Source organism: Novosphingobium sp. 550D, assembly GCF_057401885.1.
On the sequence record NZ_CM171613.1, the window covers coordinates 1,181,205 to 1,197,723 of the forward strand.

A 16,519-nucleotide genomic window follows, 5' to 3' on the forward strand; every position below is an offset into this window, starting at 1 on the left:
TCAACGCATCGCCAGCTTGGCGCCATCGAAACGGTCGGCCTTGTTGGCATAGATGAAGCCATAGGTGGGCGAGGAGCGCAGGCCGAGCTTGCCGATGGGGGCGTAGAACACGCGCACTTCCGACCAGTCGCCATTGGCCGAAACGTCTTCGGCCATGGCGCTGCGCTCGATCATGCCGGGGCGCGACCAATTGGCGTGGTTCAGCAGAACGTGGCGTTCGTCGATCACCTTGGACACCATGGCGACGTGACCGGCGCGCATCGAGTGAGTGGCGCGGAAAGCCAGAACTGCGCCCGCCTTGGGGGCGGTGCCGCGGTCATAGCGACCTTCGGCCTGATCCCACCAACCGGCGGCGCGGCCCGACAGGGCGATGCCGGAAACTTCGCGGGCGTAGGGAGCGCATTGCAGCACCTGCGCCGAGGCCGGAACCGAGATGAAAGCGGCGAAAATCAGAGCGATAGCGGCGCGGATCAGCTTTACGTTGAAAAAGGAAACCCGGACCACTGAAAACCCCTTTGGCGTTACCGCCGCCGCTTGTTGGCGTCGATGGCCAATGTGTAGCCAGAGGATCGTAATCAGGGAATGTGCGGAGGCCGCGCCCCACCGTAGCTTAACAACGGTTCATCGGCTTTCGCACGCGCAGCATGGGGATAAGTCGTGAGCGGGGCAAAAGTTCCCGCCCACGACCATGGGGTGATCAAAGCGGGTTGCCGTCCTTGTCGCGATAGATCTCGCGGCGGCCGACATGGTTGGCGGGGCCGACAAGGCCATCGCTTTCCATGCGTTCAATCCATTTGGCGGCGGTGTTGTATCCCACGCCCATCTGGCGTTGCAGCCAGCTTGTCGAAGCCTTCTGGCTCTCGAACACGATGTGGCATGCCTGACGATATTTGCGCTCTTCGGGATTGTCGCTGGCCGTCGCGTCCAGATCGTCAAAGCCGAAGCTGCCTTCTTCCGGCTCTTCGGTCACCGAATCGACGTAATTGGGCTTGCCCTGCGCGCGCCAGTGGTCGGCGACATGCTCGACCTCCTCGTCCGAGACGAAAGGTCCGTGGACGCGCACGATCGGCCCGCTCGACGGCTTGAACAGCATGTCGCCCTTGCCCAGCAATTGCTCGGCCCCCTGTTCGCCAAGGATGGTGCGCGAATCGATGCGGCTGGTCACGGCAAAGGAGATACGCGTGGGCAGGTTGGCCTTGATGACGCCGGTGATGACGTCCACCGAGGGGCGCTGGGTCGCCATGATGAGGTGGATGCCCGCCGCGCGCGATTTCTGCGCAAGGCGTTGGATCAGCACTTCGATCTCCTTGCCCACCGTCACCATCAGGTCGGCCAGTTCGTCGACTATGACCACGATCAGCGGCAGCACTTCGTAATCGAGCTGCTTGTCCTCGTACAATTCCTCGCCCGTTTCGGGGTCGAAACCGACCGAGATGCGGCGGCCCAAAGGCTTGCCCTTGGCCGCATTGCTGCGCACCTTTTCGTTGAAATTGACGATGTTGCGCACGTTGATCTCGCTCATCTGGCGATAACGGCGCTCCATTTCCTCGACCGCCCATTTCAGCGCCCGCACCGCCTTGGCCGGCTCGGTCACGACGGGCGAAAGCAGGTGAGGGATGTCCTCGTAAGACTTCAGTTCCAGCACCTTGGGGTCGACCAGAATCATCCGGCACTGCGCAGGCGTCAGGCGATAAAGCAGGGACAGCAGGATACAGTTCAAACCAACCGACTTACCCGAACCCGTCGTCCCCGCGACCAGAAGGTGGGGCATGGTGGCCAGATCCGCGATGATCGGTTCGCCCGCAATATCCTTGCCCAAAATCATCGGCAGCAGGCCCTTGGCGCCGACGAATTTTTCCGATGCGATCAATTCCTTGAAGCTGACCATCTGACGGTCGGCATTGGGCAATTCGATGGCCATGACGGTGCGCCCCGGCACCGGCGAGACGCGGGCGGAAATCGCGCTCATATTGCGGGCGATATCGTCGGCAAGGCCCACCACGCGCGCAGCCTTGATGCCGGCCGCCGGTTCCAGTTCGTACATCGTGACGACCGGCCCGGTGCGCACGCCGGTAATCTCGCCCTTGACGTTGAAATCGTCCAGCACGGTTTCCAGCAGCTTGGCGTTACGTTCCAGCGCCAGCTTGTCCACCTTCGGCGCGGAATTGGGCGGCGGATCGGCCAGAATGTCGAGGCCCGGCAATTCGCAAGTGCCGAACAGATCGCCCTGCTTGGCCAGAGTGCCCATTTCGGCGGGCTTGGCCTTGGTTGCCGGGTCGCTGATCTGGGGCGCCTTGCGCGGGCCGCTGGCCGGTTCGTCGGGGGTAAAGGGCAGGTCCTGCACCTCGACCTCGGTTTCCCCTTCGGGCGTCATCATCTTGGCCTTGCGCGGTTCGCGGCGGGCGGGGGCTTCGGCCTCCTCGCCTTGCGCCTTTTTGCGGCGCAGTTGCAGCGGCATGGTCAGAACCCAGCCCCAGTCGATGGCAAAGACCCGCGTGATGGCGGCAATCCCGCCCACAAAGGCCAGCACGCCCAACAGGCCCGCAACCCATCCCCGCGCCACTTCGGGCAGGAGATCGGCCAGCCCCTTGATCATCGATGCGCCCAGCAGCCCCATGATGCCGCCTGGCGATGCGGGCAAATTGCCCGGATGTTCGCCAAAGCCCAGCGAGAGCGCGCTGGCCAACAGCGCCATGCCCAGCACCAGCACCGCCGTCGGGCGCAGCCAGTGTTGTTGGTGCAGCGGTACGTCCTCATCCTCGCCCGCATCCTCCGCTTCGGCCACCAGCCAGAGCTGGCGGGCAAAGATCAGCAGCAAGGGCACCGCCAGCCCCGCCATCGGCCCGAACATCAACAGCGCCCCATCGGCCACAAAGGCCCCCGGCCGCCCCAGCCAGTTCAGCACCGCCCCGCCCGAAGCCGTCGATGCCGAAGGGTCGGTCTGATGATAGGTCAGCAGCGCGATGGCCAGCAGCACCGCCGCCAGCCCCAACAGCCCCGCGCCCAGCAATTCGGCGCTGCGCAACACGCTGCGTCGCAGGATCAGGCGCCATGATGCGCCGCTGTGCTTGATGGGCCTTGAGGCCATGGGTCACTCGTTTCAACAAAGGGGTGGAAATTGCCGGTATAATGCGCCTTTGAGGGAGTCCCCGTCAAGAATTGCCGCGTCAATGCGCCGGGGAAAGCCCGTCAATCGCGGCCCAGCGCGGCCATTTCAGCGCCCGGGCGCGGGCATGGGTCATGCCGCCAAGGGCGATCACCGGCACCAGGCTGTGCGCGGCGATCAGGCGGAAACGTAGCGCGCCCAGGGTCCGCCCGCCCGGATGGCTGCGCGTGGGAAAGACCGGAGAGAGCAGCACGCCCGCCGCGCTCCTTGCTCGTGCCAGTTCACGCAGGGAATGGGTCGTGGCCAGAGATTGCCCCGGACCATAGGCCCCATCGGCCCCCCAACGCCGCGCTTGCGCCGCATCGCCCGCCAGAACCACCGCCATGCCCCGCGCCCGCGCCATTCGTGCCAAAGCGTCAAACCGTGCCCGCCTTTCCACCGGGGGCAGGTGATAGTGCCGATAGATCAGCCCGCTGCCCCTTGGCATCGCGCGCAGCACGCGATCCAGCGCGCCATCATTGCGCGCATCCGTTATCAGCCAGAGTTTCGGCAAGGGGGAAAGGGGCTGGCATGGACGCATCATCGCGCTATAGCACCGCGCCATGATGGAACCAGAATCTTCGCTTGGGGCTGTGCGCGAAAAGATCGCCGCCGCCGCCCGCATCGCCCGCCGCAAGGACAGCGACATCACGCTGATCGCCATTTCCAAAACCAAGCCGGTCGAGGAAATCGAACCCCTGATCGCGCAGGGGCAGCGGGTTTTCGGCGAAAACAGGGTGCAGGAAGCGCAGGCCAAATGGCCCGAGCTGAAGGCACGCTATCCCGATATCGAACTGCATCTGGTGGGCCAGTTGCAATCGAACAAGGCCGAGGACGCGGTGGCGCTGTTCGACGCCATTCATTCGGTCGATCGCCCCAGTCTGGTGACCGCTCTGGCCAAGGCGATGGAGAAGTTGGGCCGCCGCATCCCCTGCTTCATTCAGGTCAACATCGGCGCTGAAGAGCAAAAGGGCGGCTGCGCCGTCGCCGATCTGCCCGCCTTGCTGGCGCAGATGCGTGAGGCGGGGCTGCCGCTGGCCGGGCTGATGTGCGTGCCGCCCGCCGATATTGAGGCCGCGCCCTTCTTTGCCCTGTTGGCCAAACTGGCGGCGGATCATGGCCTGAACGGCCTGTCGATGGGGATGAGCGGTGATTTTGAAACCGCGATCACTTTGGGTGCGACGCATATTCGTGTGGGCTCGGCCCTGTTCGGCGCGCGGGCCTGATCCATGCGCGGCTATGTTGTGACGGGCACCGACACGGGCATCGGTAAAACGGTGCTGGCCGCTGGCCTTGTGGCTCGGTTGGGCGCACGGTACTGGAAACCGGTGCAATCGGGGCTGGAGGAGGAAACCGACAGCGAGGTGATTGCCCGTCTTGTTCCCGGCACTCTGGTCCATCCCGAAGCCTACCGTCTGATCACGCCCGCCAGTCCGCATTGGGCGGCGCGGATTGATGGGGTGGAGATTGATCCGGCCCGTCTGGCTTTGCCGCAGGGCGATGGTCCGCTGGTGGTCGAGGGGGCCGGCGGGGCGCTGGTGCCTTTGACGCAGACGCGCCTTTATGCGGATCAGTTTGCCGATTGGGGCCTTCCTGTCGTGGTGGCTGCGCGCACCGGGCTGGGCACGATCAACCATACGTTGATGACGGTCGAAGCTCTGCGGGCGCGGGGCTGCGCCATCGCGGGTCTGGCCTTTATCGGTGATGCGGGACCGGCGGAGGAGGAGAGCATGCGCTTCCTTTGCACTCATACCGGCCTGCGCCGCCTTGGCCATTTGCGCCACCTTGATCCGCTGACGCCCGAAACGCTGGCGGCGGCGATGGTGGATTTCGACCTGTGACGCGCTCGCCCGTCTGGCATCCCTTTACCCAGCATGGTCTGGGCGAACCCATCCCCTTGGTCGAACGTGCCGAAGGGGCCAGTCTGTTCACCGCCGATGGGGCGCGGATTGTTGATGCGATCTCAAGCTGGTGGGTGACGACGCATGGCCATGCCTATCCCCCCATCGTGCGTGCCATTGCCGAGCAGGCGGGGCGGCTCGACCAGTTGATCTTTGCCGGATGGACGCATCAGCCTGCGCAAGATCTGGCGGCGGGGTTGGTGGCGATCACAGGCCTGCCCTTTGCGTTCTTTTCCGATTCCGGCTCCACCTGCGTCGAGGTCGCGCTGAAAATGGCGCTGGGCCATTGGCGCCATCTGGGACAGGGCCAGCGTCAGCGCATTGCCGTGATGCAGCATTCCTATCACGGCGACACCATCGGCGCGATGAGCATTGGCGAGCGCGGCGTTTATAATGCCGCCTATGAGCCTTTGCTGTTCGGCGTGGACACGATCCCCTATCCTGCCCCCGGCGCGGAGCAGGCGACCTATGACGCCTTGGCGGCCTTCTGCGCGGCCCCTGATGCGGCGGCCTTTATTGTCGAGCCTTTGGTGCTGGGCGCGGGGGGGATGCTGTTTTATCCGCCCGAGGTTCTGGCCGAAATGGCGCGGATTTGCGCGGCGCATGGCGTGCTGTTTATCGCGGACGAGGTGATGACCGGGTGGGGGCGCACCGGCACGATGCTGGCCTGTGATCAGGCCGGGGTGAAGCCGGATATTCTGTGCCTTGCCAAGGGGATCACCGGGGGCGCGCTGCCTCTGGCGGTGACGATGGCGTCCGAGGCGATCTATGCCTCCCACTATGCGCCGGACCGGACCAAGACCTTTTATCATTCAAGCTCTTATACGGCCAATGCGATTGCCTGTGCTGCGGCGGTGGCCAATCTGGGCGTATGGCGCGATGAACCGGTGCAGGCGCGCATCGACACTCTGGCCGCGCGTCAGGGTGAGGGGGCAGCGATGCTGTCGGGCGTCAAGGGGATCGGCAATGTTCGCCAGTGCGGCACGATCCTCGCGTTGGACTATGACGTGCCGCAGGGGGGCTATCTCTCCGCCCTGCAACCGCGCCTTTTGGCCTTTTTCCGCGAACGGGGGCTGCTCATCCGTCCATTGGGCAACACGGCCTATCTGATGCCGCCCTATTCGATTTCGGCGGAAGACCTTGCCGCATGCCACCGCGGTCTGGCTGAGGCAGCGAGCCTTTTAGCGGAGTAGATCGGCGCGGCGCAGATCCTTGGGCCGCCCGAAACTTTGCAGGATGGCGCGCATTTCGGCGCGTTCGGGCGTGTAAAGCACCACATCGCCCAGATGATGCGCGGCGCGTGTGGTCGGGGCGACATCGACCCATGCCTCACCCTGACGCAGGGCGAAACCGGCCATGAATTCGACCGGCAATTCCGGCGCGTCCCAGCGGGCATAGGTGGTTGACCGAAACCGGCTGTCCACCCCGCCCGGTCCGGCGTTCAGACCCAGCGAGGGCAGAATGCGCGCCGCATCCGCCTCGCTCAACAATACGTCAAGGTCGGCCACCGTGACCGAGGTCGCGCCCAGCAGGGCAACGGCCGCGCTGCCGATGATCCACCACGGGTCCTGTGCATCGCCCATCGCGCCCGCCACCGCGCGAAGACTGCGTTCCAGTGGCGGGGCGAGGGGATGCATAGGTTTACTCCGTGATCTTAATCGGCATCGCTGCCGTCTTCTTCGACGGCACGATAGAGTTCAAGTTCATTGCCGCGCAAGGTGACAACATGAAGAAGGTTCGTCGCACCCGGCGTGCCAAAGGGAACGCCCGCCAGAGCGACCAGCTTGCTGCCCGCAACGCCAAACCCATGGCGCAGCGCCATACGCTTGCCCTTGGCGATCATTTCCTCGAACGAACCGATGTCGCGCGTGTGGACCGCATGCGCGCCCCACAGCAGCGCCGAACGACGGGCCGTATTGTGGCTGGGCGTCAGCACCAGCATCGGCACCGAGGGACGTTCACGCGCCACGCGGCGGGCGGTCGAACCGGACCCCGTGAACACGATCAGGCCCGTCAGCGTCACCGTATCGGCAATCGATGCGCAAGCCTTGGCCAGAGCGTCGGCGGTGGTCTGGTCGGGGTTGATTTCGGCCAGGTGGACGCGCTGACGATAGTAGGAATCGTTTTCGACCTGCGTGGCGATGCGGTGCATGATCGTCACGGCTTCTTCGGGCCATTGGCCCGCCGCCGTTTCGGCCGAGAGCATCACCGCGTCCGCGCCGTCATAGACCGCATTGGCCACGTCCGACACTTCGGCGCGGGTGGGCGCAGGGCTTTCGATCATCGATTCGAGCATTTGGGTCGCCACGATCACCGGCTTGCCGCTGCGGCGTGTCAGTTCCACGATGCGCTTCTGGATCGGGGGCACTTCTTCGGGCAGCAGTTCGACGCCAAGGTCGCCGCGGGCCACCATGATGCCGTCCGACAATTCGATGATGCCTTCGAGCGTTTCGAGCGCGGCGGGCTTTTCGATCTTGGCGATCAGCGCGCCATGCCCGCCCATCAGGCGGCGGCATTCGGCCACGTCTTCGGGACGCTGGACAAAGGACAGGCCGATGAAATCCGCGCCATGCTCGATCGCAAAGGCCAGATCGCGGCGGTCCTTTTCGGTCAGCGCCGGAACCGGCACCACCGCGTCGGGAATATTCACGCCCTTGCGGTCCGAAATCACCCCGCCCACTTCGGCGCTGCACAGGATTTCGTTTTCATCGGCGCGGATCACGCGCAAACGCAGCTTGCCGTCGTCGATCAGCAGGCGCTGGCCCTTTTGCAGGATGCCGAACAATTCCGGGTGCGGCAGGCACACGCGGTTTTCATCGCCCGGTTCCGGGTTGCGGTCAAAGGTGAAGTGGCCCGAATGGCGGATCACCGCCCGGCCATCCTTGAACGCGCCCACGCGCAGCTTCGGCCCCTGAAGGTCGGCCAGAATCGCAATGGGCTTTTTCAGCTTGGCTTCGACCGCGCGCACATTGGCGATGGTTTCAGTATGCACTGCATGGTCGGCATGGCTCATATTGACGCGGAAAGCGTCGGCCCCTGCACGTACCAGCTTCTCGATCATCTCCTGATCACGGCTGGCCGGGCCAAGCGTTGCCAGAATTTTGACCTTGCGGCCGCGCGGATTGAGTTTCGTCACACCGATTTCTCCCTTTCGGACGAGGTGCAGCCTATGGCAAAGGCTGATGGCAAACCCAAGAACAACCCTCTCCGGATGGACCCATGAATATGAATGCAGAACAAACGATTCCCGATCCGCTGGACGAATTGGATGATGCGCATGCTGCTGCTGCCTTTCGTCGGCTGGTTCGCCACCTGCGTCATCGCCATGATGCGCAAAATATCGACCTTATGGGCCTTTCCGGATTTTGCCGTAATTGCCTTGCCGACTGGATCGTAGCCGCTGGCGCCCCGCTCGACAAGGCGGCAGCGCGCGAGGTGATCCACGGCATGCCCGCCGATGAGTGGAAAACCCGCTATCAAACCGAAGCCACGCCCGAGCAATTGGCCCGGATGAAGGAGAGTGTGGCGAAGAACGCGGCGGGTCATTGACGGCGGGCATTGGTCGCAGCGCTGGGGATTAATCCTCGGCCATATTCCCCTAATAGCGATGGGCGGCTATCTGGCGCGGCAAACCGATTCTCAACATTGACCCAATTTTGGAGATTTGACCCATGGCTGAAATGGCAGCTGACGAACGCCTGCGCCTGTTGATCGAGCGTATCGAGCGTCTGGAAGAAGAAAAGAAGGGCATCAGCGACGACATCAAGGACGTCTATAACGAGGGCAAGGCCACCGGCTATGACCCCAAGGCGATGAAGCAGGTGGTCCGCATCCGCAAGATGAAGCCCGACGACCGCAAGGAACAGGAAGCGATCCTGGAGGTTTACCTCAACGCTCTGGGCATCGACTGAGCATTCCGGGGCGGGGGTGGCGGATTTCCGCCCCCCGCCTTGCCCAAAGGCCATATCTCGGCTATCGGCGCTGCCAACTCCACACATAGCGATATGAAGTGATCCATGGCAGGCCATTCCAAATTCAAGAACATCATGCACCGCAAGGGCGCTCAGGATAAGAAGCGTTCGGCGATGTTCTCCAAGCTTTCGCGCGAAATCACCGTTGCGGCCAAGATGGGCATGCCCGACCCGGACATGAACCCGCGCCTGCGCGCCGCCGTGAACGCGGCCAAGGCCCAGTCCATGCCCAAGGACAATATCCAGCGCGCCATCGACAAGGCGAGCAAGGGCGATGCGGAAAACTATGAAGAAGTGCGCTATGAGGGCTATGGCCCCGGCGGCGTGGCCATCATCGTTGAGGCGCTGACCGACAATCGCAACCGTACCGCCACCAACGTGCGCACCGCCTTTGCCAAGAACGGTGGCAATCTGGGCGCGTCGGGCGCGGTGTCGCATGGTTTCGACCGCCTCGGCCTGATCGAATATCCCGCCAGCGTGGGTGACGAGGACAAGGTTCTGGAAGCGGCCATCGAAGCCGGCGCCGAGGACGTCGAATCGGATATGGGCGATGGCGATGAAAACCCCGGCAGCCACTCGATCTGGGTTGCGGTCGATTCGCTCCACCCCGTCGCGCGCGAACTGGAAAAGGTTCTGGGCGAGGCCGAAGGCGTGAAGCTGGCATGGCGCCCGCAGATCAAGGCCACCGTCGATGCCGATGCCGCCGCGACGCTGCTCAAGCTGATTGACGTGCTGGAAGACGACGACGACGTCCAGACCGTCTGGGGCAATTACGAAATTCCCGATGAAGTGATGGCCACGCTGGGCTGATCCACCTTATCGGTGATCTCACTAATGGGCGGGGGGATGATCCTCCCGCCCTTTTGCTTTATAGGGGCCGCATGATAATTCTCGGCATCGATCCCGGCCTCGTCTGCACCGGTTGGGGCATTGTCGCCAAATCGGGCAGCCGCATCAGCCATGTCGCCAATGGCCAGATCCGCACCGATAAAGAAGCCTCGATGGCCTCGCGCCTGCTGGAGTTGGACACGACCATCGCGCGGGTGATCGAGATCTATCGGCCGGACTTTGGCGTGGTCGAGGAAATCTTCGTCAACGTGAACCCCCAATCGACGCTGAAACTGGGGCAGGCGCGGGGGGCGGCTCTTTTGTCTCTGGCGCGCGCCGGGCTGCCGGTGTCGGAATACCCTTCCAAAGTGGTGAAAAAAGCGCTGGTCGGCACGGGGGGCGCGGCCAAGGAGCAGGTGCAGCATATGCTCAAGGTGTTGTTGCCCGGTGTGAAGCTGGCCGGAGCCGATGCTGCGGACGCTCTGGCTGTGGCGATTACCCATGCGCATCATGTGGGCAGTCATTTGTAAGGATTTTTGGGGGTTTTGCCTCCGGCGGGTTAAGGGCGGGGGCCCTTAACAATCCCGGTTTGGGGTGGCGCTTGGGTTCGCAGGGCGGTGTATTGGGCTATGGGTTGAAAGCCTGCGGCGCTTTTGAGCGCTACTTCGCCGCGCCGCAGGCTTTAAAACATTGCCCCCATCCTCCAGGTGGCTGACCCCGCATCACCCCATTAACGGGATTGCAAAGGGATGAATCCCTTTGCCCGCCGGAGGCATCCCTTTCCTCCACCCATTCAAAAAATGTTCCCAAATCGTTCCGCCTTGGCTAGGGTGCGGACATGATCGCGAAACTGACCGGCATATTGGATGATTTCGGCCCTGACTGGGCGGTGATTGACGTCAATGGCGTGGGCTATCTGGTGTTTTGCTCCGGGCGGACGCTGACGGCGCTGGGCATTCGGGGCGACGCCTGCACGGTCTATACCGAGATGCAGGTGAGCGAGACGGACATGCGCCTGATCGGTTTTACCAGCGCGGGTGAGCGGGCGTGGTTTCGGCTGCTGACGGCGGTGCAGGGGGTTGGGTCGAAGGTGGCCTTGGCGATCCTGTCGGCGCTGACGGTGGAGGAATTGCAGCGGGCCTGCGCGGGCGGCGATAGCGCGATGGTGGCGCGGGCCAATGGCGTGGGGCCAAAGCTGGCGGCGCGGATTGTCAACGAATTGAAGGATAAGGCGGGGGGCATGGTGTTTGGCTCCGGCCCTGCTGGTTCTGTGCTGCCGGGCGCGGGATTGCCGGAGGGCAATGTGGCGGCCGATGTCGTCTCGGCCTTGCAGAACCTTGGCTTCAAGCCGCAGGTTGCGGTGAGCGCTGCCGATGCCGCGATTGCCGAGCTGGGCGAGGAGGCGGGGGTTTCCGCGCTGATCCGCGTGGCTTTGAAGAAGGCGAGCGGGTGAAACCGGCTGCTCGATATGTCGCCTATGTGGGCTTTGCGCTGGCGGCGTTGTTGTTTTGGTGCGGGCTCGCTCTATGGCTGTTTTTGAGAGATTATGGGTGTGGAGAGGCTTCCATAGCTGCGAACTGTTCTTCCGCCCTATCCAGAATAGGTTATTTTCTGCTGCTTTTCAGCCTGCCGATTACCGCTCTGTTTTTCGCATATTTTCGTAAGCTGATCCGCAAGGCGCTGCATGTGCCGGACAACACATGGCGTGACCAATGACCGATAACCCCCTCCTTTCCGCCCATCGTCAGATCGAGGATATGGACGCCGCGTTGCGTCCGAAATCCTTGGCCGAATTCGTGGGACAGGCAGCCGCCAAGGATAACCTGCACGTCTTCATCGAATCGGCGAAATCGCGGGGTGAGGCGCTCGATCACACGCTCTTTTTCGGCCCGCCGGGGCTGGGCAAGACCACGCTGGCGCAGATTATCGCGCGCGAGTTGGGCGTCAATTTCAAGGCCACCTCTGGGCCGGTGATCGCCAAGGCGGGCGATCTGGCGGCGCTCTTGACCAATCTTGAACATGGCGATGTGCTTTTCATCGACGAAATCCACCGCCTCAATCCGGTGGTCGAGGAAGTGCTCTATCCGGCCATGGAGGACCGCGCGCTCGATCTGATGATTGGCGAGGGGCCTTCGGCGCGCTCGGTGCGGATCGATCTGCCGCCTTTTACGCTGATCGGGGCCACGACGCGTGCGGGCTTGCTGCAAACGCCATTGCGCGACCGTTTCGGCATTCCGGTGCGCCTGCAATTCTATTCCGTGGACGAACTCGAACGGGTCATCACCCGCGGCGCGGGTCTGCTGGGCATCGGCATTGCGGCGGAGGGCGCGCGGGAAATCGCGCGGCGCTCTCGCGGTACGCCGCGTGTGGCGGGCCGCCTGCTGCGCCGGGTGCGCGATTTCGCCCATGTCGCGGGCAGCGAGGTGATCACCCAGACCATCGCCGACAACGCCCTGACCCGGTTGGAGGTCGACAATGCCGGGCTGGACGCACAGGATCGCCGATACCTGCACATGATCGCCGACATCTATAAAGGCGGGCCGGTGGGGGCCGATACGCTGGCTGCGGGCCTGTCGGAACCGCGTGACACGATTGAGGAAGTGATCGAACCCTACCTGATCCAGCTCGGCATGGTGGCCCGCACGGCGCGCGGGCGTTGCCTGAATGACCGTGGCTGGCAACATCTGGGCTTGACCCCGCCCAGCGGCAATGGATCGCAGGGCGGCCTGTTCGACGCAAGCGATGCCGAGTAACCGGCGATTTCTGTGCCATTGTGGGACGTGTGCCGGTTAAAAGCGCAGGAATACGGGCAAATCCCGATTCAGGACACATGCCGCGCCCCCTCGCGGTTGTTCCCTTGCTCCCCCTGAACGATCTCTCTGCTGAGGGCAGACTCGCCTTTCGTCCGAATGGATGGAGCGCCTCTGCCGCCAACAGGAAAGAGAGATTGTTATGTCGGTTCGTTTGGGGCTCGCCAAAGTTGCCGGTCTGGTGGCAGGCACCGCGCTGATTGGCGGCGGCGCCGTGCATGTCGCGGAAAAGGCCAGCAGCAACAAACCGCAATATGTCAAACACGCCAAGGCGCCGGTGCGCAAAGCCGCCGTCCGCACGCAGGTGGTGACCAAGCAGGTGGTTGTCCAGCAGGCCTGCTGCGCCAAAACCACCACCAAGACCGCGATGGTGCCGATGCCGCCGCCGGGCCTGCCGCCCGCTGATCTGGCCCCTGTCGCGCCCGCGCCCGCGCCCAGCCCGCTTTCGGCCCAACGTGCGCGGGGTTATTACAGCAATTGGGGCTTTGGCGGCGGCTATATCGGCGGCTTCTTTGGCGGCACCAGCGGCAATGTGATCGTGGTGAATTCCAGCGGTTCGACGTCGACTTCGGGGTCGACTTCGGGGTCGACCTCTGGCTCGTCCTCGACTTCGGGCTCGACTTCTACCTCTGGTTCGTCCTCTACCTCAGGTTCAACCTCGACCTCGGGGTCTTCATCGACCTCTACGTCCACCAGCACCTCGACCACGGGTGGCACAACCAGCACCAGCACCAGCACCTCGACCACGGGCGGGACGCAGGTGCCCGCGCCGCCGATGTTGTTGCTGTTTGGCGGTGCCGCAGGGGCCATGTTCGCCCGCCGTCGCAAGGGCAAGGCCAAGCCCGCCTAAGCCCACATCCACCGACACGAAAAAGGCGCCCCGGACCGACCCGGCGGAGCCTTTTTTCATGGCCCGAACAAACCCAGCGCGCACAAAAAAGGGGTGGCCCGCGAAGGCCACCCCCTCTTTTTGGCATCAAGTGATCGCTTACGCGGCCAGCTTGCGCAGCACGTACTGCAGGATGCCGCCATTGTTGAAATACTCGATTTCATTGGCGGTATCGATGCGGCACAGCGCGGTGAAGGTGAACTTGGTGCCATCCTTGCGGGTGACTTCCACTTCCACGTCCTGACGCGGCTTGAGCGAAGCAACACCCTTGATGGTGAAGCTGCAATCGCCGTCCAGGCCGAGCGTCTGGCGGTTTTCGCCATCCTTGAACTGGAGCGGGAGAACGCCCATGCCGACCAGGTTTGAGCGGTGGATACGCTCAAAGCTTTCGACGATCACGGTGCGCACGCCCAGCAGGTTGGTGCCCTTGGCGGCCCAGTCACGCGACGAACCGGTGCCATATTCCTTGCCCGCGATCACGACCAGCGGCGTACCGTCGGCCTTGTGCTTCTGGGCAACGTCGAACACGGCGCCGACTTCTTCACCATAGCGGCTCATGCCGCCTTCGATGCCGGGGACCATTTCGTTCTTGATGCGGATGTTGGCAAAGGTGCCGCGCATCATCACTTCGTGGTGGCCACGGCGCGCGCCATAGCTGTTGAAGTCGGCCTTGGCGACCTGACGTTCCATCAGCCATTCACCAGCGGGGCTGTCGGCCTTGATGTTGCCGGCGGGGCTGATGTGGTCGGTGGTGATCGAATCGCCCAGGATCAGCAGCGGCTTGGCTTCGATGATGTCCTGAACCGGGGCCGGTTCCATGGTCATGCCTTCGAAGTAGGGCGGGTTGGCGACATAGGTCGAACCGGCCTGCCAGCTGTAGGTTTCCGAACCGGTGACGTTGATCGCCTGCCAGTGCTTGTCACCCTTGTACACGTCGGCATAGCGCGCGACGAACATCGGACGGTCCATGCAACCGGCCATCGTGGTGGCGACTTCTTCGTTGGTCGGCCAGATGTCCTTGAGGAACACGTCCACGCCATCCTTCGACACGCCGATCGGGGTCGTCGTGAAGTCTTCGATCACCGTGCCCTTCAAGGCATAGGCGACGACCAGCGGCGGCGAGGCCAGGAAGTTGGCGCGCACGTCAGGCGACACGCGCCCTTCAAAGTTGCGGTTGCCCGAGATCACGGCGGCGGCAACAAGGCCGTTTTCGTTGATCGCCTTGCTGATCGGTTCGGCCAGAGGACCCGAGTTCCCGATGCAGGTGGTGCAGCCATAACCAACCAGGTTGAAGCCGACATTGTCGAGGTGCGACTGAAGACCAGCGCGTTCCAGATAGTCGGTCACAACCTGCGAGCCGGGGGCCAGCGAGGTCTTCACCCAAGGCTTGGGCTTGAGGCCCAGTTCGTCGGCCTTCTTGGCCACGAGGCCAGCGGCCACCAGAACGCCGGGGTTCGACGTGTTGGTGCAGGAGGTGATCGCCGCGATGGTGACGTCGCCGTCGCCGATGGTGAAGTCCTTGCCTTCGACCGGAACGCGGGTCTGGGCCTTCTTGTAGACATTGGCCATGTCGGCGTTGAATACGTCATCGACTTCGGGCAGCGAGACGCGGTCCTGCGGACGCTTCGGACCCGCGAGCGAAGGCACGACCGTCGAGAGGTCGAGTTCGAGGGTCGAGGAGAAGATCGGTTCGACGGCGGGGTCGATCCAGAAACCCTGTTCCTTGGCATAGGCTTCGACCAGCTCGATCTGAGCTTCATCGCGGCCCGTCAGGCGCAGATAGTCGAGGGTCTTTTCGTCAATGCCGAAGAAGCCGCAGGTCGCGCCATATTCGGGCGCCATGTTGGCCAGCGTGGCGCGGTCGGCCAGCGTCAGGTCGGCAAGGCCGGGGCCGTAATATTCGACGAAACGGCCCACCACGCCATGCTTGCGCAGCATGTTGGTCGCGGTCAGCACGAGGTCGGTCGCGGTCACGCCTTCCTTGAGGCGGCCGGTGAACTTGAAGCCGACCACTTCGGGGATCAGCATCGAGACGGGCTGACCCAGCATCGCGGCTTCGGCCTCGATGCCGCCCACGCCCCAGCCCAGCACGCCAAGGCCGTTGACCATGGTGGTGTGGCTGTCGGTGCCGACGCAGGTGTCGGGATAGGCAACGGTTTCGCCGTTCTGGTCAACGCTGGTCCACACCGCCTGGGCGATGTGCTCAAGGTTCACCTGGTGGCAGATGCCGGTGCCCGGCGGCACGGCATAGAAATTGTTGAGCGACTTGGAACCCCACTTCAGGAAGTCATAGCGTTCCATGTTGCGCTGATATTCGATCTCCATGTTCTCTTCGAACGCCTTGGGATGACCGAATTCGTCCACCATCACCGAGTGGTCGATGACGAGGTTGACGGGAACCAGCGGGTTGATCTTCGAGGTGTCGCCGCCCAGCGTGGCGATGGCATCGCGCATCGCGGCAAGGTCGACCACGCAGGGCACGCCCGTGAAGTCCTGCAGCAGAACGCGTGCGGGACGATACTGGATTTCGTTGCTCGATTCGCTGGGGTTCTTCTGCCAATCGACAACCGCCTGAACGTCGGCGGTCGAAACGGTGAAACCGCCGTCTTCAAAGCGCAGCAGGTTTTCCAGCAGCACCTTCATCGAGAACGGCAGGCGGCTGATGTCGCCGAACTTTTCGGCGGCCTTCTTCAGCGAATAATAAGCGACTTCCTTGCCACCAGCGCTCAGTTTCGAGCGGGTGCCGAGCGAGTCCTGTCCGACCTGGGTCATACGGGCGTCTTCCTCACCTCAATTGGCCCAGAGACGAAAAAGACGAAAAGGCGCGTTCGGGCGCGATCTCGCCCGCCTTTGGGCGGTTGCAGCATGAGGGCCGATGCGCGTGAATCCGCCCCGCGTCAAGGGCGCGAAAGGTGGAAAAAGGGATGAATGCGGGTGAGTCGTGATGATATTGTTGCTATTGCGAAGTCATATCA

17 protein-coding genes are annotated in these 16,519 nt (G+C 63.3%); 11 read left to right on the forward strand and 6 right to left on the reverse strand.

Annotated features, from left to right (window positions below; translation table 11 throughout):
• The 3 genes from AC2S2E_RS05670 to AC2S2E_RS05680 all read right to left on the reverse strand — a co-directional run bounded on the left by AC2S2E_RS05670 (position 1) and on the right by AC2S2E_RS05680 (position 3,659).
• On the reverse strand, positions 1-504 hold the full coding sequence (locus AC2S2E_RS05670) for a CHAP domain-containing protein (RefSeq protein WP_486524047.1): 504 nt from the start codon (positions 502-504) through the stop codon (positions 1-3).
• Positions 505-697: 193 nt separating this feature from the next.
• Positions 698-3,088, reverse strand: coding sequence for an FtsK/SpoIIIE family DNA translocase (locus AC2S2E_RS05675; RefSeq protein WP_486524048.1), 2,391 nt, complete (start codon positions 3,086-3,088; stop codon positions 698-700).
• A 79-nt stretch (positions 3,089-3,167) separates the two neighbouring features.
• Entirely contained in the window at positions 3,168-3,659 is a 492-nt protein-coding gene (locus AC2S2E_RS05680; RefSeq protein WP_486524049.1) for a thiamine phosphate synthase, read from the reverse strand.
• Positions 3,660-3,708: 49 nt separating this feature from the next.
• On the opposite strand from AC2S2E_RS05680, the gene AC2S2E_RS05685 reads away from it, so the two are divergent.
• From AC2S2E_RS05685 to AC2S2E_RS05695, 3 genes are read left to right on the forward strand one after another with little or no spacing between them, the layout of a single operon-like run.
• Entirely contained in the window at positions 3,709-4,371 is a 663-nt protein-coding gene (locus AC2S2E_RS05685) for a YggS family pyridoxal phosphate-dependent enzyme (protein WP_486524050.1), read from the forward strand.
• A 3-nt stretch (positions 4,372-4,374) separates the two neighbouring features.
• Complete coding sequence (gene bioD, locus AC2S2E_RS05690; RefSeq protein WP_486524051.1) at positions 4,375-4,986, forward strand: dethiobiotin synthase; 612 nt, start codon at positions 4,375-4,377, stop codon at positions 4,984-4,986.
• Positions 4,983-6,239 carry an adenosylmethionine--8-amino-7-oxononanoate transaminase gene (locus AC2S2E_RS05695; protein ID WP_486524052.1) on the forward strand — a complete coding sequence of 419 codons (1,257 nt, stop codon included), beginning with the start codon at positions 4,983-4,985 and terminating at the stop codon, positions 6,237-6,239. The genes bioD and AC2S2E_RS05695 overlap by 4 nt, the downstream gene beginning before the upstream one ends.
• On the opposite strand, the gene AC2S2E_RS05700 is transcribed toward AC2S2E_RS05695, so the two are convergent.
• Positions 6,228-6,683: a hypothetical protein gene (locus tag AC2S2E_RS05700; protein ID WP_476100904.1), complete on the reverse strand. Its 456-nt coding sequence runs from the start codon at positions 6,681-6,683 to the stop codon at positions 6,228-6,230. The genes AC2S2E_RS05695 and AC2S2E_RS05700 overlap by 12 nt on opposite strands.
• 17 nt (positions 6,684-6,700) lie before the next feature.
• A complete protein-coding gene (gene pyk / locus AC2S2E_RS05705; RefSeq protein WP_476100906.1) occupies positions 6,701-8,182 on the reverse strand; it encodes a pyruvate kinase in 1,482 nt (493 codons plus the stop codon).
• A gap of 83 nt (positions 8,183-8,265) precedes the next feature.
• Between pyk and AC2S2E_RS05710 the strand changes: the two genes are divergently transcribed.
• The 8 genes from AC2S2E_RS05710 (at position 8,266) to AC2S2E_RS05745 (ending at position 13,505) form a co-directional block, all read left to right on the forward strand.
• Positions 8,266-8,595 (forward strand): DUF1244 domain-containing protein, encoded by a 330-nt coding sequence (locus tag AC2S2E_RS05710; protein WP_476100908.1) that lies wholly within the window; start codon positions 8,266-8,268, stop codon positions 8,593-8,595.
• Positions 8,596-8,717: 122 nt separating this feature from the next.
• Entirely contained in the window at positions 8,718-8,957 is a 240-nt protein-coding gene (locus AC2S2E_RS05715) for a DUF2312 domain-containing protein (protein WP_168603441.1), read from the forward strand.
• 105 nt (positions 8,958-9,062) lie between these two features.
• Positions 9,063-9,827 (forward strand): YebC/PmpR family DNA-binding transcriptional regulator, encoded by a 765-nt coding sequence (locus AC2S2E_RS05720; RefSeq protein ID WP_476100911.1) that lies wholly within the window; start codon positions 9,063-9,065, stop codon positions 9,825-9,827.
• A 71-nt stretch (positions 9,828-9,898) separates the two neighbouring features.
• The gene (gene ruvC / locus AC2S2E_RS05725; protein ID WP_476100914.1) at positions 9,899-10,375 is read left to right on the forward strand and encodes a crossover junction endodeoxyribonuclease RuvC; all 477 of its coding nucleotides are present in this window, start codon (positions 9,899-9,901) and stop codon (positions 10,373-10,375) included.
• Between the two features lie 308 nt (positions 10,376-10,683).
• Positions 10,684-11,298 (forward strand): Holliday junction branch migration protein RuvA, encoded by a 615-nt coding sequence (ruvA, locus tag AC2S2E_RS05730; protein WP_486524053.1) that lies wholly within the window; start codon positions 10,684-10,686, stop codon positions 11,296-11,298.
• Positions 11,295-11,561 (forward strand): hypothetical protein, encoded by a 267-nt coding sequence (locus AC2S2E_RS05735; protein ID WP_486524054.1) that lies wholly within the window; start codon positions 11,295-11,297, stop codon positions 11,559-11,561. The genes ruvA and AC2S2E_RS05735 overlap by 4 nt, the downstream gene beginning before the upstream one ends.
• Entirely contained in the window at positions 11,558-12,598 is a 1,041-nt protein-coding gene (gene ruvB, locus AC2S2E_RS05740; protein WP_476100920.1) for a Holliday junction branch migration DNA helicase RuvB, read from the forward strand. The genes AC2S2E_RS05735 and ruvB overlap by 4 nt, the downstream gene beginning before the upstream one ends.
• A gap of 199 nt (positions 12,599-12,797) precedes the next feature.
• The gene (locus AC2S2E_RS05745; RefSeq protein WP_486524056.1) at positions 12,798-13,505 is read left to right on the forward strand and encodes a PEP-CTERM sorting domain-containing protein; all 708 of its coding nucleotides are present in this window, start codon (positions 12,798-12,800) and stop codon (positions 13,503-13,505) included.
• 138 nt (positions 13,506-13,643) lie between these two features.
• Here the strand turns inward: AC2S2E_RS05745 and acnA are convergent, their stop codons facing one another.
• Positions 13,644-16,316 carry an aconitate hydratase AcnA gene (gene acnA, locus AC2S2E_RS05750; protein WP_486524057.1) on the reverse strand — a complete coding sequence of 891 codons (2,673 nt, stop codon included), beginning with the start codon at positions 16,314-16,316 and terminating at the stop codon, positions 13,644-13,646.
• Between the last annotated feature and the right edge of the window lie 203 nt (positions 16,317-16,519).

Bases quoted from the DNA above. Each gene is read 5' to 3' on its own strand.
- AC2S2E_RS05675 (WP_486524048.1), bottom strand. From the start codon at position 3,088: ATGGCCTCAAGGCCCATCAAGCACAGCGGCGCATCATGGCGCCTGATC.
- AC2S2E_RS05685 (WP_486524050.1), top strand. From the start codon at position 3,709: ATGATGGAACCAGAATCTTCGCTTGGGGCTGTGCGCGAAAAGATCGCC.
- bioD (WP_486524051.1), top strand. From the start codon at position 4,375: ATGCGCGGCTATGTTGTGACGGGCACCGACACGGGCATCGGTAAAACG.
- AC2S2E_RS05700 (WP_476100904.1), bottom strand. From the start codon at position 6,683: ATGCATCCCCTCGCCCCGCCACTGGAACGCAGTCTTCGCGCGGTGGCG.
- AC2S2E_RS05710 (WP_476100908.1), top strand. From the start codon at position 8,266: ATGAATATGAATGCAGAACAAACGATTCCCGATCCGCTGGACGAATTG.
- AC2S2E_RS05715 (WP_168603441.1), top strand. From the start codon at position 8,718: ATGGCTGAAATGGCAGCTGACGAACGCCTGCGCCTGTTGATCGAGCGT.
- AC2S2E_RS05720 (WP_476100911.1), top strand. From the start codon at position 9,063: ATGGCAGGCCATTCCAAATTCAAGAACATCATGCACCGCAAGGGCGCT.
- ruvC (WP_476100914.1), top strand. From the start codon at position 9,899: ATGATAATTCTCGGCATCGATCCCGGCCTCGTCTGCACCGGTTGGGGC.
- ruvA (WP_486524053.1), top strand. From the start codon at position 10,684: ATGATCGCGAAACTGACCGGCATATTGGATGATTTCGGCCCTGACTGG.
- ruvB (WP_476100920.1), top strand. From the start codon at position 11,558: ATGACCGATAACCCCCTCCTTTCCGCCCATCGTCAGATCGAGGATATG.
- AC2S2E_RS05745 (WP_486524056.1), top strand. From the start codon at position 12,798: ATGTCGGTTCGTTTGGGGCTCGCCAAAGTTGCCGGTCTGGTGGCAGGC.
- acnA (WP_486524057.1), bottom strand. From the start codon at position 16,316: ATGACCCAGGTCGGACAGGACTCGCTCGGCACCCGCTCGAAACTGAGC.